This is a genomic window from Aliiroseovarius sp. ABM4_368 (genome assembly GCF_056161205.1).
In genome coordinates, this window is sequence record NZ_JBSWYR010000003.1 from 455344 (window position 1) to 470406 (window position 15063).

15 protein-coding genes are annotated in these 15063 nt (G+C 58.0%); 4 read left to right on the forward strand and 11 right to left on the reverse strand.

What is annotated here, in order from left to right:
• The first annotated feature begins 43 nt into the window (after positions 1–43).
• The 4 genes from fsa to ACXAH3_RS11585 all read left to right on the forward strand — a co-directional run bounded on the left by fsa (position 44) and on the right by ACXAH3_RS11585 (position 3217).
• Positions 44–697 carry a fructose-6-phosphate aldolase gene (gene fsa, locus ACXAH3_RS11570; protein WP_474862234.1) on the forward strand — a complete coding sequence of 218 codons (654 nt, stop codon included), beginning with the start codon at positions 44–46 and terminating at the stop codon, positions 695–697.
• Between the two features lie 134 nt (positions 698–831).
• On the forward strand, positions 832–1539 hold the full coding sequence (locus tag ACXAH3_RS11575) for a DUF484 family protein (RefSeq protein WP_474862235.1): 708 nt from the start codon (positions 832–834) through the stop codon (positions 1537–1539).
• Entirely contained in the window at positions 1536–2471 is a 936-nt protein-coding gene (locus ACXAH3_RS11580) for a tyrosine recombinase XerC (protein ID WP_474862236.1), read from the forward strand. The genes ACXAH3_RS11575 and ACXAH3_RS11580 overlap by 4 nt, the downstream gene beginning before the upstream one ends.
• 53 nt (positions 2472–2524) lie before the next feature.
• On the forward strand, positions 2525–3217 hold the full coding sequence (locus ACXAH3_RS11585) for a CDP-alcohol phosphatidyltransferase family protein (protein WP_474862237.1): 693 nt from the start codon (positions 2525–2527) through the stop codon (positions 3215–3217).
• A 115-nt stretch (positions 3218–3332) separates the two neighbouring features.
• Here the strand turns inward: ACXAH3_RS11585 and ACXAH3_RS11590 are convergent, their stop codons facing one another.
• The 11 genes from ACXAH3_RS11590 to ileS all read right to left on the reverse strand — a co-directional run bounded on the left by ACXAH3_RS11590 (position 3333) and on the right by ileS (position 14988).
• Entirely contained in the window at positions 3333–3782 is a 450-nt protein-coding gene (locus tag ACXAH3_RS11590) for a molybdenum cofactor biosynthesis protein MoaE (RefSeq protein WP_474862238.1), read from the reverse strand.
• A 1-nt stretch (position 3783) separates the two neighbouring features.
• Positions 3784–4032: a molybdopterin converting factor subunit 1 gene (gene moaD, locus ACXAH3_RS11595; protein ID WP_474862240.1), complete on the reverse strand. Its 249-nt coding sequence runs from the start codon at positions 4030–4032 to the stop codon at positions 3784–3786.
• Positions 4029–4703 carry a CDP-diacylglycerol--glycerol-3-phosphate 3-phosphatidyltransferase gene (gene pgsA / locus ACXAH3_RS11600; protein ID WP_474862241.1) on the reverse strand — a complete coding sequence of 225 codons (675 nt, stop codon included), beginning with the start codon at positions 4701–4703 and terminating at the stop codon, positions 4029–4031. Before pgsA ends, moaD begins: the two co-directional genes overlap by 4 nt.
• A gap of 18 nt (positions 4704–4721) precedes the next feature.
• Positions 4722–6569, reverse strand: coding sequence for an excinuclease ABC subunit UvrC (gene uvrC / locus ACXAH3_RS11605; RefSeq protein WP_474862327.1), 1848 nt, complete (start codon positions 6567–6569; stop codon positions 4722–4724).
• A 350-nt stretch (positions 6570–6919) separates the two neighbouring features.
• Positions 6920–7708 carry an SDR family oxidoreductase gene (locus ACXAH3_RS11610; RefSeq protein ID WP_474862242.1) on the reverse strand — a complete coding sequence of 263 codons (789 nt, stop codon included), beginning with the start codon at positions 7706–7708 and terminating at the stop codon, positions 6920–6922.
• Positions 7708–8676, reverse strand: coding sequence for a calcium/sodium antiporter (locus tag ACXAH3_RS11615; RefSeq protein WP_474862243.1), 969 nt, complete (start codon positions 8674–8676; stop codon positions 7708–7710). The genes ACXAH3_RS11610 and ACXAH3_RS11615 overlap by 1 nt, the downstream gene beginning before the upstream one ends.
• Before the next feature lie 168 nt (positions 8677–8844).
• Positions 8845–9642: a S49 family peptidase gene (locus ACXAH3_RS11620; protein WP_474862328.1), complete on the reverse strand. Its 798-nt coding sequence runs from the start codon at positions 9640–9642 to the stop codon at positions 8845–8847.
• A gap of 80 nt (positions 9643–9722) precedes the next feature.
• Positions 9723–10484 (reverse strand): ABC transporter permease, encoded by a 762-nt coding sequence (locus ACXAH3_RS11625; protein WP_474862244.1) that lies wholly within the window; start codon positions 10482–10484, stop codon positions 9723–9725.
• Positions 10481–11407 (reverse strand): ABC transporter ATP-binding protein, encoded by a 927-nt coding sequence (locus ACXAH3_RS11630; protein WP_474862245.1) that lies wholly within the window; start codon positions 11405–11407, stop codon positions 10481–10483. Before ACXAH3_RS11630 ends, ACXAH3_RS11625 begins: the two co-directional genes overlap by 4 nt.
• Before the next feature lie 61 nt (positions 11408–11468).
• Entirely contained in the window at positions 11469–11927 is a 459-nt protein-coding gene (locus ACXAH3_RS11635; RefSeq protein ID WP_474862246.1) for a methylated-DNA--[protein]-cysteine S-methyltransferase, read from the reverse strand.
• A gap of 157 nt (positions 11928–12084) precedes the next feature.
• Positions 12085–14988 carry an isoleucine--tRNA ligase gene (ileS, locus tag ACXAH3_RS11640; protein WP_474862247.1) on the reverse strand — a complete coding sequence of 968 codons (2904 nt, stop codon included), beginning with the start codon at positions 14986–14988 and terminating at the stop codon, positions 12085–12087.
• Positions 14989–15063 lie beyond the last annotated feature (75 nt).

Sequence of the window (15063 nt, forward strand, 5' to 3'; positions counted from 1 at the left end):
GGGTATGAGAGCGCAAACGCAAACTTCCGCAGGATACGCGCACATGAAATTCTTTGCAGATACAGCCGACATCGAAGCCATCAAGGAACTGAACGACCTTGGCATGGTGGACGGTGTGACCACCAACCCCTCGATCATCAAGAAATCGGGCCGCGACATCATCGACGTCACGAAAGAGATCTGTGACATCGTGGACGGACCCGTCTCGGCCGAGGTCACCGCCATTGACGCCGACACGATGATTGCCGAAGGCCGCAAGCTGGCCAAAATCGCCGACAACATCGCCGTAAAAGTGCCGCTGACATGGGATGGTCTGAAAGCCTGTAAGACCCTGTCGGACGAAGGCACGATGGTGAACGTTACCCTGTGCTTCTCGGCCAACCAAGCGCTGCTGGCGGCCAAGGCGGGTGCGACCTTCATCTCGCCCTTCATCGGCCGTCTGGACGACATCAATCTGGATGGGATGGAGCTGATCGAAGACATCCGCACCATCTATGACAATTACCTGTTCGAAACGCAGATCCTGGCCGCCTCGATCCGCAATGTGAACCACATGAAAGACGCTGCACTGGTTGGCGCTGACGTTGCGACGGCTCCGCCCTCGGTGATTCAGGCGATGGCGAAACACGTGCTGACCGACAACGGTCTGGATGCATTCTTGGCCGATATCAAAGCGGCAGACATCAAGATCCTGTAAAAAGGTCTTGTTTTAATAATTGTGACGAGGGGGCCACGGCCCCCTTTTCTATTTATGCCCGATGCCCAATTTTAACCCATCGGGCACATGGTTGGTGTATTATCCCCAAAACGACAAAAAACTTCGAGGCGACTATGAGCAGTTCCCCGGCACTGGATGATGAGCTGCGCGCGCATTTGATCGCGCAGCCAGAGACTATTTTGAACGACCAAGACATCATGAATGCCTTGGTCAACGCGCACGAGCACCAGTTGGGCAAGAATATCGTGGATCTGCGCGGCGCGGCTATGGATCGGCTGTGCATTCGACTGGACCAATTAGAAGACACACATCGTTCGGTTGTGGCGGCGGCCTATGAAAACGTCTCGGGCGTGGCGCTGATCCATCGTGCGGTGCTGCGGATGCTCGACCCCGCCGATTTTGCCACCTTCATGCAAGATCTGGATGGCGAGGTCGCAAAGACCCTGAAAGTCGACTGCATCCGTCTTGTGCTGGAAACCATTCAGGACGAGGAAGAAGCCAAGGTTGACCGGCTGGGCGCTGTGCTGTCCACCACGCCTGCCGGGTTCATCGACGACTATCTTGGGCAACCCGCCGGACCGGAACGGCGCAAGGTCTTCTTGCGACAGGTTCAGGAACGTGACCCCGATATCTATGGTGAATGCGACTTTTGGATTCGGTCCGAGGCCTGCATCGTACTGGACCTTGGTGAAGGCCGCCTGCCCGGCATGCTGGTCATGGGCACCGAGGATCTGACACAATTCCGTCCCGGCCAAGGCACCGATTTGCTGGAGTTCTTCGGAGGCGTCTTTGAACGCGCGATGCGCCGCTGGTTGTCATGAGCGCTGAGGGATCTTTGCATATCCCCCCCGGAACGCGGGATGCACTGGCACTGTTCCTGGACCATAAGCGCGCGCTGAATGCGGCGTCTGAGAATACGATCAAGGCCTATCAAACCGACGTCGGAGGTTTTCTGGCCTTCATGGCCACCCATCTGGGCGGCGAGGCCGGGCGCGGTGCCTTGGCGCGTGTCACGATCAGCGATATGCGCGCATGGATGGCCTCGGAACGAGGCAGAGGCATCAGCGCACGCAGTCTGGCGCGAGCGTTATCGGCTGTAAAAAGTTTCTACAATTGGCTCAGCGAACAGGACGGGTTTGACGCAACCGCCGTTCTGTCCACCCGCAGCCCGAAATTCGCTAAGAAACTGCCCCGCCCCTTGTCCACGGACGCAGCACAAGCGGTGCGCGACATTGCGCCTTTGCAATCGAAACATGATTGGGTCGGCGCGCGCGATCTGGCGGTGGTAACACTTCTATACGGCTGCGGGCTGCGTATTTCCGAGGCACTTGGCCTGACTGCCGATGACGCTCCATTGAAAGAGGTCCTGCGCATTCGCGGCAAGGGCAATAAGGAACGGCTGGTGCCGGTCCTGCCCGCCGCCCGCGACGCGGTCGAGGCTTATCGTGCGCTATGCCCGCATCCAGAAACGCCGGACGCCCCCCTGTTTCGTGGCGTACGCGGTGGGGCATTGAACCCGCGACAGGTGCAATTGTTAATGCAGCAAGTGCGCCTGCAACTGGGTCTGCCCGCGACAGCCACACCCCACGCCCTGCGCCACAGCTTTGCCACGCACCTTCTGGCGTCAGGCGGGGATCTGCGGGCGATTCAAGAGCTTCTGGGTCATGCCAGCCTGTCGACCACGCAGGGCTATACCGCGCTGGACACCACCAAGCTGGTTGAAGTGTACAACGCCGCGCATCCCCGTGCTTGAGCGCATTTAGGTTTTCGCTTTCCACCTCAGCGATTTTCCGGCACAAAGCGCGGATGAACATTCAGTCCAAAGCCCTTTTCGTCCACCTGCTAACCGCAACAGGAGCGGTCTTTGCCATGCTGGCAATGTTAGCAGCTTCCAATGAAAAGTGGGGGCTGATGTTCTTGTGGTTGGTCGTCGCTTTTATCGTGGATGGGATCGACGGCCCCTTGGCGCGCAAATACAACGTCAAGGTTAACGCGCCTCAGTATGACGGCGTGTTGATGGATCTGATCATCGACTATCTGACCTATGTGTTCATCCCGGCCTATGCGTTGTTCAAATCGGGGTTGATGCACGGTTGGACCGGCTGGTTCGCGATCATCGTGATCACCTTTACCAGCGTCGTTTACTTCGCCGACACGCGAATGAAGACCAAAGATAACAGCTTTTCCGGCTTCCCCGGATGCTGGAACATGGTCATCTTGGTACTTTTCGCGACCGAGCCGAATTTCTGGGTCATGACCGCACTGGTCGCCGCCATCGCTGTGGCGATGTTCCTGCCACTGAAGTTCATTCACCCGGTTCGCACCGAGCGTTGGCGCCCTGTCAGCCTACCGATGGCTTTGGCGTGGACCTTCTTTGCGGGCTGGGCTGCTTGGGTCGATTTTCACCCTGAAAGCTGGGCACATTGGGGGTTGGTTGTAACGTCCATCTACCTGCTTGGTGCAGGGATCGCACAACAAATTGTACCGGAACGGGCTTAGCCCAACACCTCGCGGACAATACCGATGCAGTACCCTGCCGGAGGTGAAACAAGCTTCACTCTTCGACCTCTCGGGCATTGCTGGCGCAATACCCTACCGGGAGCGAAGCTGCGCTTCACTCTTCCCACCGCTTCAACGCATCCTCGTCGTTCACCTTGGCATCCACCCAATCGGTATGGCCGTCCTTGGTGAATTCCTTCTTCCAAAAGGGCGCACGGGACTTCAGATAATCCATCAGAAACTCGGCCGCTTCAAACGCCGCCACCCGATGCGCCGAGGCCGTCGCAACCATCATGATCTGGTCCCCGGGCCGCAGCGGCCCATGGCGGTGAATCACCAGACAATCGGCCAGTGACCAACGGCGCGTGGCCTCGTCCACTATTGCTGCAATCGCCTTTTCCGTCATGCCGGGATAGTGCTCGATCTCCATCCGATCCAGTGTGCCTGCTTCGTCCCTAACGATGCCGGTGAAGCTGACCACCGCGCCCAGATCGCTGCGACCTTGAGCAAAACCCGAAAGTTCGCCCCCCTGATCGAAGCTTTCTGTCTGGACACGAACCGTCATCTTAGCCACCCGTCATCGGAGGGAAAAATGCCACCTCGCGCACACCCTCAAGAGGGGCATCGAAATCCGAAAGCTCTTGATCCAGAGCCACGCGCAAAGCCGACAAATCTTCAAACGCCGCAGCATAGCGCGGCTCGCGGGCACGCAGTTCATCGACCAGCTCGGCCACCGTTAAAGCCGAGGTTTCGACCCGTTCACGCGGCTCTCCGATCCGTTCACGAACCCAAGCAAAATACATCACGTCGATCATGCGTCATCCTCTTTCAGATGGGGCAGTGCCTTGCGGAAGTAATCCCAACCGGTGATCACGGTCAGCAAACCCGCGATCCACAACAGCACAAGCCCAACTCGGCCGGACCAGATCGTTGCGTGGAAGTAACCACGCAAGCCGTTCACGTCTTCTATGTCGCCCGCTAGAATCTGTTCGACCATCGCGTCGTCCATCCCGAAGGATCCCATGCCGAAATGGTGCTCGAAAATCCCGCGCGAGAACAGAACCGCAATGGCGACCATCTGCGCAGTGGTCTTCCACTTGGCCAGCTTGGTGACTTTCAGCGTGCCTGCCGTGTCGCCCAAAAACTCGCGCAGTCCCGAGACGAACACCTCGCGGAACAAGATAACTGTTGCGGGCAGCACCAACCAAGGGGTCCAGTAAACGTCCGAATATCCCACGATCACCATCAGCGCGATAACCACCATCGCCTTGTCGGCAATAGGGTCCAACATCGCGCCCATCTTGCTTTCCTGCTTCCATTTGCGCGCCAGATAGCCGTCCAGCCAATCGGTCGCCGCCGCTGTCAGGAACAAGATCAGCGCAAGCCAATCTGCCAAAGGACGCGAGAAATACAGGAACATGATCGCCACGGCCGGGGCTGCAATCAGCCGCGACAGGGTCAGGATATTGGGCAAAGACCATTTCATAAGCTTTTCAATACCGTGTCAGGCCCGGTCATGGAAGAAGCCATAGATGGTTTCTGCAAGTGTTTCTGAAATGCCATCTACCGCTTTTAGATCCTCAAGCCCCGCGCGGCTGACCGCTTTGGCCGATCCGAAGTGCTGCAAAAGCGCGCGTTTACGGCTGGCGCCGACGCCAGGAACCTCGTCCAGCGGCGTCGCTCCCTGCGCCTTGGCGCGTTTGGCGCGGTGGGTGCCGATGGCAAAGCGGTGCGCTTCGTCGCGCAGACGCTGGATGAAATAGAGCACGGGATCATTGCGCTTCAGCGCAAATGGGCGCTGACCACGACGGTGGAATTCCTCTTTACCGTGGTCGCGGTCCACGCCTTTGGCCACACCGATCATCGGGATGTCAGTGACGCCCAGCTCTTCCATGATTTCATGCACCGCGCTGACCTGCCCGGCCCCGCCGTCGATCAACAAAAGCCCCGGCCAGTGCTCGCCTTCACGATCAGGATCTTCTTTCAGAAGACGTTTGAATCGGCGGGTCAGAACCTCTTTCATCATGCCGAAATCGTCGCCCGGCGTCAGGTCATCACCCTTAATGTTGAACTTGCGATACTGGCTTTTCATATAGCCTTCTGGCCCCGCCACGATCATCGCCCCCACAGCATGCGCCCCTTGAATATGCGAGTTATCATAGACCTCAATCCGGTGGGGAGGGCCGTCCATATCGAACGCCTCGGCCATGCCGTCCAGCAGCTTCGCCTGCGTTGCCGTTTCCGCCATCTTGCGGCCCAGACTTTCGCGGGCGTTTCTCTGCGCATTGGCAACAAGCTCGGATTTCTCGCCACGCTGAGGCACCAACAGCTCGACCTTGCGGCCCAGCTTTTCGGTCAGCGCTTCAGCCATCAGTTCCTGCTCGTCCAACGGGTCCGACAACAGGATCAAGCGGGGCGGGTCCTTTTGGTCATAGAACTGACCAACGAAGGCTTGCAGAACTTCGCCCGGCCCAGCGCCCGCACCCGTGCGCGGATAGAAATCGCGGTTGCCCCAGTTCTGGTTGGCGCGAATGAAGAAGACCTGAACGCAGGCTTGCCCGCCTTCCATATGCAACGCGATGACGTCCGCCTCGGCCACGCCGCGTGGGTTGATGCCTTGGCTTTGCTGAACCTGCGTCAGCGCACGGATCCGGTCGCGCAAGACGGCGGCTTTCTCGAACTCCATCGCTTCGGATGCCGTCTGCATTTCCGCCGCCAGACTTTCTTGCATCTTGGTCGTGCGCCCAGACAGAAAGTCCGCCGCATCCTGTACCAACGCGCCATAACCGGCTTCGTCTATCTTGCCCACACAAGGTCCCGAGCACCGCTTGATCTGGTAGAGAAGGCAAGGCCGCGTGCGCGCATCAAATGTGGCATCCGTGCAATTTCGCAGCAGGAATACCTTTTGCAGCTGGTTCAGCGTCCGGTTCACCGCGTCCGCACTGGCGAAAGGGCCGAAATACTGGCCCTTTTCCTTCCGCGCTCCCCGATGTTTCTTGATTTGCGGAAACTCGTGCCCCGTCAGAAGAATGTTCGGAAAGCTCTTATCGTCGCGCAAAAGCACGTTGAAATGCGGCTTCAGTTGTTTGATTAGGTTCTGCTCAAGCAGCAGCGCCTCGGTTTCTGTCCGCGTGGTCAGAAACATCATCGAGGCCGTCTGGCTGATCATCCGCGCGATCCGCGCGCTGTGCCCTGTCGGCTTGGCATAGTTCGATACGCGTTTTTTTAAACTGCGCGCTTTACCCACATAAAGCACCCGCCCCTTGGCATCGAGCATCCGGTACACGCCGGGCGAGTTGTCGAGGGTTTTCAAATAGGACTGAACCACCCCATGACCAGTCGGGACCGGCATAGTTTCCTGCGAATTGTCCTGCTTATCGCGAGTCATGGGGCATCTTTCTTGATTCTACTTTCCGCTGCAATCTTATCGTTCCAGTTACAAGAGGAAACATGCCCACAGAAACTGTGGATAAGTCTGAGGACATGTTGGCTGCTTGGCGAAATTTCCGTTGTTTTCGGCCCCTTTCGTCAAACTGCCTAACTTTTGGGCAGTTTTGTAAGACTTTGATTTTAAACAAAAGAAATATGACGCCTGTGTAAATACGTGAAATCATTGCGAAAAACAAAGAAATAGGCGCGAAACTATTTCACAGGTGCACAACTTCCCTTGCGGCAGGCCATTTTTCCTTCGAAAGGTCAGAATTAGCTGGGATTTCCGATCACATCCGGGGTCTGCCAACCAAGGTGCTGGCCTCCATCCACGGCGATCATCTGCCCGGTTACAGCGGGCGCGGTCAGCAAATACGCCAAGGCCGCAGTGATGTCGTCGGGGTTTGGCCCCCGTTTCAGGATCGAGCCCTGACGCTGTGCATCAAAATGGTCCTGCGATTGCCGTGCTCCGATCATCGTGGATCCCGGCGCAATCCCGTTCACCCGCACCTTTGGGGCCAGCGCCTGCGCCGCAGTTTGCGTCAGCGTCCACAACCCGTGCTTTGCCAGGCTATAAGTCATGAACTCGGGCGTCAGCTTTTGCACCCGCTGATCCAGCATATTGATCACAAGCGCTTGCGCCAATTGCTCGTCATTATCGTCGGTCGAGGGGGCCGGGGCCTGCGCGGCGAAAGCTTGCGTCAGGAACAAAGGCGCGCGCAAGTTGGACGCCATGTGGCGATCCCAACTATCAGCGGTCACAGTGTCGATGCGGTCATATTCGAAGATCGAGGCGTTGTTGATCAATACCGACAAGGGGCCGCCAAGGGCCTCGGCGGCGCGGGGCACCAGCGTGTGTACCGCATCTAAATCCAGAAAGTCCGCTGATAAGGCAACCGCTCTTTGGCCCAACGCCTCAACCTGCGCAACGGTCTCGGCGGCTCCATCAGACGAACTGCTGTAATGCACAGCAACGTCATAGCCATGGCGCGCAAGTTCGACGGCCAACGCACGCCCAAGTCGCGCCCCTGCCCCCGTTACCAATGCGCGCTTCACTTGCATCAAGCGTTCCCCAGAACGATCAGCACATAAGCGATATAGAGCACCGACAGAAGCACACCCCAGACGCGGCCCATATGCCATTTCAAGAAGACAAACGGAGCCAGAAGAAGCGAGGCTCCCAACATGACCCATAGATCAAATTTCAGGATGCCCGGCTCGACCGGTATGGGGCCAACCAGCGACGCAATGCCGATGATGGCCAAAAGGTTGAACATGTTCGACCCGATCACGTTGCCCAACGCCACATCGGCCTGCTTACGCAAAGCAGCCATCACGGTGGTCGCCAGCTCGGGCAGCGAGGTGCCAAGCGCGACCAGTGTCAGGCCGATCACAGTTTCGGACACGCCAAATTCCCGCGCAATGTTGGTCGCGCTGTCCACCAGAAGATCCGCCCCAAGCGGCAGACCAATCAGGCCGAGCATCAGGAACATGATGACCTTCCACCATGGCATATCGGGATCGGCGCCCTCGACATCTTCGTCTTCGTCGCACTCTTCCTCTTCGCCCGCGCATACAGCGCGACGGTGGCGCACAGCCTCTTTGAAGGCAGAGCCAAGGATCAACGCCAGCGCCGCCAGCAACACCAAGCCCTGCGGCCACGCGATTTCGCCCCCGCAAGTCAAAACGATGAATAGGACCGTCGCCGCCATCATCTGCAGATAGCTTTTGCGACTGTCGCAAGTCTTAGTCGATAGCCCAGCAATCAGCGCGGGAACACCCAGCACCAACAGGATATTCGCGGTGTTCGATCCCACGACATTCCCCATCGCCAGCCCCGGCACACCTTCAATAATCGAACTGACCGAGATCAGAAGCTCGGGCGCTGAGGTGCCAAAGGCCACGATGGTCAGCGACACGATCATCGCGGGCACACCAAGACGCAGCGACATGTTTACCGCACCGCGCACAAGGCTGTCGCCCGCAAGCAATAGGATCACAAGACCAAGCGAGGCAAATATCAGATCCAAGGCTCAGCCCTTTCCCTTGCAGTCACAGGGAGATTTCCCCAGTTTATAGCGCCCGCAACGGGAGCATTTCATAGCTTCGATACGCTGTTGGCCGGGATAGCGCAACTTGCCAAACATGGCCAGCACAGCCATCGCGACCAGAAAGAGAGCTACAATTTTTACAAGCATCTAAAGACCAAAACGGGCGTATTCCGCGCGCTCCTCGATGCCTAGCAGAGTGTCCGAGACCAACCGCATTCCGAACCGGCTCAGAAACCCGCGACGTGGGCCATAAACACGGAAGCGTACTTTGTCGCCGTATTTGTCTTTCATGGTCGGCACAACGTGACCAATCCCATCCGCAAGCCCTTTTTCAATGGCAGCGCGCCCCAGCCAGATATCGCCCGTGAACAGGTCTTCCCCTTCGGGAAGCTTACCCGCACGCCGCGTTTCGACCTGCGTCTTGAACGCAGTATGGATGTCTTCCTGAAGCGCCTTCAGTCGTTTCACGTCCTCGGGCTTTTCGGGCTGGAACGGATCCATCATGGATTTTGACTTGCCCGCCGTATGAACCCGGCGCTCGACCCCGATCTTCTCGATCAAACCAGTCAGACCGAACCCGGCTGAGATCACACCGATCGACCCAAGGATCGAGCTTTCATCCGCATAAATCTCGTCCGCGGCAGTCGCCAGCCAATAGCCACCCGACGCGGCCACGTCTTCGACAAAGGCATAAACAGGGATCTCTTTTTCGGTGGCCAGACGGCGAATGCGCGCAGCAATCAGGCTGGATTGCACCGGGCTTCCGCCCGGCGAATTGATAACCAATGCCACAGCTGCTGGCTTCCCTTTGCGAAAGGCCCGCTCGATGGCCGAGGCCATTGCCGCGTCATTCAACTGCCCGCGCGTACCAGTAGCAATCACGCCCGACAGGCGCACGATCGCCACCATTGGCGGCTTTTTTACAAAGGGAAGACGTTCGATCATGGCTGTCATGTAGATGGCTCTCGGGGTTCAAACAAGGGTGAGGCACTCACGCTTTTTCCCACCTGTGTCATGTCTGCGCGTCAATCGCGCAATTTATACCCCGTTCGAAACATCCATCCGATGATGAACAGGCAAGCCGACATGAACAATATGATTGCCGCAAAGGACCATCCCAACGCCACATCCGCCTGTCCGAAGAAGGCCCAACGGAAGCCCGAGATCAGGTAAACCACCGGGTTGAACAACGTGATCGTCTGCCACACTGGCGGCAGCATCGAGATCGAATAGAACGATCCCCCAAGAAAGACGAGCGGCGTGATCACCAACATGGGCACCAGTTGCAACTGCTCGAAATTACCGGCCCAGATGCCAATGATGAAACCCAGAAGCGCGAAACTGATGCAGGTAAGGACAAGGAACAGCAGCATCCAGACCGGGTGCGCGATGGTCAAATCCACAAAGAAATGCGCCGTGATAAGGATGATAATCCCGATCATAAACGCCTTCGTGGCCGCCGCGCCAACATAGCCAATCACGATCTCAAAGAACGAGATCGGGGCCGAGAGCAGCTCATACACTGTGCCAATAAACTTCGGGAAATAGATCCCGAATGATGCATTCGACGTGCTCTGCGTTAGCACCGTAAGCATGATCAAACCCGGTACAATGAACGCGCCATAGCTGACGCCCTCGACTTGATCAATGCGCGACCCAATGGCCGCTCCGAACACAATGAAGTAAAGCGAGGTCGAAAGAACAGGCGAGATAACCGACTGCACCAACGTACGGAAAGTGCGTGCCATTTCAAAGCGATATATCGCTGCAACTGCATTCCAGTTCATGCTGCATCCTCCTTCACGAGGTCAACAAAGATATCTTCCAAAGAGCTTTGGCGCGTCGACAGATCCGCCAGATGGAGCCCCGCCTCGCGCAGATCCGCCAACAGCCCGGTGATCCCGGTGCTGCCTGCTTGGGCGTCATAGGTATAGATCAACCCACCCTGGTCCGAGACGGTCAGCGGGTAATGCGAAAGCGCCTGAGGTACCGCATCAATCGGTGCGTCCAACTCGATCAACAACTCCTTTTGCCCAAGCCGTTTAATCAATGCGTCTTTTTCCTCGGCCAACAGGATTTCCCCGTTCGAGATCACACCGATCCGATCCGCCATCGCCTCGGCTTCCTCGATATAGTGCGTGGTCAAGATCACCGTGACGCCAGCCTCTTTCAGCTGACCGACGATTTCCCACATATCCTTGCGCAGCTCGACATCCACACCCGCTGTAGGTTCGTCTAGAAACAGGATTTTAGGGTCGTGGCACAGCGCTTTGGCAATCAGGACACGCCGCTTCATCCCACCCGAAAGCGTCATGATCCGGTTGTCTTTTTTGTCATGCAGACTAAGCAGCTTCAGGATTTCTTCGATCCGCGCATCATCACGCGGTTTGCCAAACAGCCCGCGCGAAAACCGGACCGAGTTCATCACGGTCTCGAACGGTTCCAGATTGATTTCTTGAGGGACAAGCCCAATCAAGTTGCGGGCCGCGCGATAGTCGCGCGCGTGATCAAACCCAGCTACAGTGATGACACCTGACGTCGCCGTTGCAATCCCGCAGATGATTGAAATCAAAGTGGTTTTACCCGCGCCATTCGGACCAAGCAGGGCCAGAATTTCGCCCTCGTCAATCTGAAGGTCCACGCCTTTCAGCGCTTGGTGACCACCCTCATAGGTCTTGGTCACGCCTTTGACGTCTAGAATTGTCGCCATTGCTGTCCCCTTGTCTGGCCAATGCGCCCGTCGCCCGGGCGTTCCTTTTGGACCGAACTTGTCAGATAAGCAATCCAGCGGCCCCTTCAAGACGCAACAGGTGAACTTTCGTCTCAACCCCGCCCGCGCCGGAAAACCCGACCAGTTTGTTTCCGGCTCCCATCACCCGATGACACGGGATAATGATGGGAATTGGGTTCGCACCGCAGGCATTCCCAACAGCCTGAGCCGAGTTCCCCGTCAGCTTTGCAATCTCGCCATAGGTCATGGTCTCGCCAAAGGGGATCGCGGACATGGCGCTACAAACGGCGCGTTGAAAATCGCTGCCGTCCACATGGGTGGGAAGATCGAATGTGGTCAGTGTTCCGTCGAAATAGGCTCGCAACTGCGCCTGCGCTTCGATCAGCACTGAGGTCACATCACCAACCGGATCCACACCCCACCGAAGGCGCGTGATTTTGCCGCCCTCTTCCACGACACCCAATTTCCCCACCGGGCTATCGACAACAGCAATATTCATGTCCCCAGTTTGCCCCCGCCCCACGCGACCTGCAATCCGGTTCATGACAAAAGTGGCACCAAAGCGCCCCTCTTCCTCTTGCAAAAATACCTCGGGGTAGGGCCGCAGGCCGAGGGGCAGCGCCCCTCAGGCTCACGACGTGAGCCGCCGAACGTCCTTAGCTCAGCGCCTCATCACAGCGTCCACAAACACCCGCATGTGCGTGGCTGCCCACATCTGGCAAAATCTTCCAGCAGCGCTGGCATTTCTCGCCCGAGGCCTTTTCGAAAACCACGCCGACGCCTTCGACTTCCGGCACGCGGAAAGCCTCGGCCGGGAGCGGATCACCCGTCAGCACGATCTGCGAAGTAATCGATACATCCGCAAAGTTCACCGATTTCAGCGATCCCAGAACGTCCTCGTCACGCACATGCACCACCGGCGCAGCCTCAAGCGATGCTCCGATCACCTTGTCGCGACGCTGGATTTCCAATGCGGCGGTGACCACGCGGCGCACCTGACGGATACCCGCCCATTTCGCGGCCAGGGGTTCGTCCAGCCAATCGGCGGGCGTGTCGGGGAAGTCCACCAAGTGGACCGAGCTGTCGTCGCCCGGGAAACGCTCAAGCCACACATCTTCCATGGTGAAAACCAGAACCGGTGCCAGCCACGTGGTCAGGCGATGGAACAGGATGTCCAGAACGGTGCGCGCGGCACGACGGTTCAGGCTGTCCTTGCCATCGCAATAGAGCGCGTCCTTACGGATGTCGAAATAGAAGCTCGACAAGTCCACGGTTGCGAAGTTGAACACGGCCGAGAACACACCTTGGAAGTCAAAGGTTCTGTAACCTTCACGCACCACGTGATCCAGCTCAGCCAGACGGTGCAGCACCCAGCGCTCCAGCTCGGGCATGTCAGCCACGTCCACACGCTCGGCCTCGTCAAACCCATGCAGGTTGCCCAGCATGAAGCGCATTGTGTTGCGCAAACGGCGATAGCTGTCGGCCACACCTTTCAGGATCTCCGGCCCGATCCGCTGATCTACCGTGTAGTCCGTCTGGGCCACCCACAGACGCAGAATGTCGGCGCCGTACTGTTTCACAACCTGCTCGGGCACGATGGTATTGCCCAAGGATTTGGACATCTTCATGCCCTTTTCGTCCAGCGTGAAGCCGTGGGTCACAACGTTCTTATAGGGCGCGCGACCCTTGGTGCCACAAGCTTGCAGCAGCGACGAGTGGAACCACCCGCGGTGCTGGTCGGTGCCTTCCATATAGACATCCGCGATGCCATCCGGCGTCCCGTCTTCACGGTCACGCAGAACGAATGAGTGGGTCGACCCCGAGTCGAACCACACGTCGAGCACGTCGAAGACCTGCTCCCATTCGTCGGCATTGTGATCACCGCCAAGGAAGCGTTCTTTCGCGCCGTCGGCGTACCACGCATCAGCGCCTTCTGCCTCGAATGCCTCGGCAATGCGGGCGTTCACGGCAGGGTCACGCAGAAGGAAACCTTCGTCGGTTGGCAGAAGACCTTTCTTGGTAAAGCAGGTCAGCGGAACGCCCCAAGCACGCTGACGCGACAGCACCCAATCTGGACGCGCCTCGATCATCGAGTACAAGCGGTTGCGACCGGTCTGCGGCCACCACTTCACCAGTTGGTCAATCGAGTTCAGGGCACGTTCGCGGATGGTCTTGCCCATCTCATCCTGCCCGTCGCCAACCTCTTTATCGACGGATGCAAACCACTGCGGCGTGTTGCGGAACACGATCGGCGCCTTCGAGCGCCAAGAATGTGGATAGCTGTGCGTCACGCGGCCACGCGCGATGATGCCGCCAGCCTCGACCAGTTTGGCGATCACGGCGTTGTTGGCTTTGCCTTCCTTGCCCTTGCGGTCAAAGACCTGAAGGCCCGCGAAGAACGGCACGTGCGGCAGGAATTCGCTTTCCTCGCCCACGTTGTGGGTCATGCGGTCAATCCAGTTGCGGGCGACAAAGGCTTCATAGTCGTCAGCACCGTGGCTGGGCGCGGTGTGCACGAAACCTGTACCTGCATCGTCAGTCACGTGATCGCCGTCGATCATCGGAACGTCGTAATCCCAGAAGCCGTCCGCACCGTCGGCACCGTTAAACGGGTGCTTACAGATCAGACCAGCCAGCTCATCTGCTGCTACGTCGCGCACGCGGGTGAAGTCGGTCACGCGGGATTTGCCCAGCGCGTCCTCGGCCAGTGCATCGGCGAAAACATACAGGTCACCGGGTTTAGTCCAGCTTTCTTCCTCGGTCGCGTCAACACGGTAAAGGCCATAGGCAATCTTGTCGTTATACGCGACGGCCTTGTTCGACGGGATCGTCCAAGGCGTTGTGGTCCAGATCACGACGCGCGCCTCGGCCAGATCACCTTCGGCGTTGGCGAAGCTAAACGGCACCCAGATCGTGTGCGATTTGTGGTCGTGATACTCGATCTCGGCCTCGGCCAGCGCGGTCTTTTCGACCGGCGACCACATCACGGGTTTCGAGCCCTGATAGAGCGTGCCGTTCATCAAGAACTTCATAAACTCCTCGGCGATCACGCGTTCGGCGTGGAAGTCCATCGTTAGATAGGGGTTTTCCCATTTACCGGTGATGCCCAGACGCTTGAACTCGTCGCGCTGGATATCCACCCAGCCCTCGGCGAACTTGCGGCATTCCTGACGGAAGTCGACAACGTCCACGTCGTCCTTGTTCTTGCCCTTCTTGCGGTACTGTTCCTCGATCTTCCATTCGATCGGCAGACCGTGGCAGTCCCAGCCGGGTACGTAACGCGCGTCATGGCCCATCATCTGGTGCGAGCGCACGATCATGTCCTTGATGGTCTTGTTCAGCGCGTGGCCGATATGCAGGTGGCCGTTGGCGTAAGGAGGGCCGTCGTGCAGGATGAACGGTTCGCGGTCGCCAGCGGTTTCACGCAGGCGGTCATAGACGCCGATTTTTTCCCACCGGGCCAGCCATTCAGGCTCGCGCTTGGGCAGGCCAGCGCGCATCGGGAAATCGGTTACTGGAAGGGTCAGCGTATCTTTGTATTCGGGTGTGTCGGCACACATGTGTCCGGTCCTTTTCAGGATAAGTCGTCAATGTCGAAGATGGGCGGCGCGGGTCGTCCATGCGCCTTGTCCCGG

Bases quoted from the DNA above. Each gene is read 5' to 3' on its own strand.
- fsa (WP_474862234.1), top strand. From the start codon at position 44: ATGAAATTCTTTGCAGATACAGCCGACATCGAAGCCATCAAGGAACTG.
- ACXAH3_RS11575 (WP_474862235.1), top strand. From the start codon at position 832: ATGAGCAGTTCCCCGGCACTGGATGATGAGCTGCGCGCGCATTTGATC.
- ACXAH3_RS11580 (WP_474862236.1), top strand. From the start codon at position 1,536: ATGAGCGCTGAGGGATCTTTGCATATCCCCCCCGGAACGCGGGATGCA.
- ACXAH3_RS11585 (WP_474862237.1), top strand. From the start codon at position 2,525: ATGAACATTCAGTCCAAAGCCCTTTTCGTCCACCTGCTAACCGCAACA.
- ACXAH3_RS11590 (WP_474862238.1), bottom strand. From the start codon at position 3,782: ATGACGGTTCGTGTCCAGACAGAAAGCTTCGATCAGGGGGGCGAACTT.
- moaD (WP_474862240.1), bottom strand. From the start codon at position 4,032: ATGATCGACGTGATGTATTTTGCTTGGGTTCGTGAACGGATCGGAGAG.
- pgsA (WP_474862241.1), bottom strand. From the start codon at position 4,703: ATGAAATGGTCTTTGCCCAATATCCTGACCCTGTCGCGGCTGATTGCA.
- uvrC (WP_474862327.1), bottom strand. From the start codon at position 6,569: ATGCCGGTCCCGACTGGTCATGGGGTGGTTCAGTCCTATTTGAAAACC.
- ACXAH3_RS11610 (WP_474862242.1), bottom strand. From the start codon at position 7,708: ATGCAAGTGAAGCGCGCATTGGTAACGGGGGCAGGGGCGCGACTTGGG.
- ACXAH3_RS11620 (WP_474862328.1), bottom strand. From the start codon at position 9,642: ATGATCGAACGTCTTCCCTTTGTAAAAAAGCCGCCAATGGTGGCGATC.
- ACXAH3_RS11625 (WP_474862244.1), bottom strand. From the start codon at position 10,484: ATGAACTGGAATGCAGTTGCAGCGATATATCGCTTTGAAATGGCACGC.
- ACXAH3_RS11630 (WP_474862245.1), bottom strand. From the start codon at position 11,407: ATGGCGACAATTCTAGACGTCAAAGGCGTGACCAAGACCTATGAGGGT.
- ACXAH3_RS11635 (WP_474862246.1), bottom strand. From the start codon at position 11,927: ATGAATATTGCTGTTGTCGATAGCCCGGTGGGGAAATTGGGTGTCGTG.
- ileS (WP_474862247.1), bottom strand. From the start codon at position 14,988: ATGTGTGCCGACACACCCGAATACAAAGATACGCTGACCCTTCCAGTA.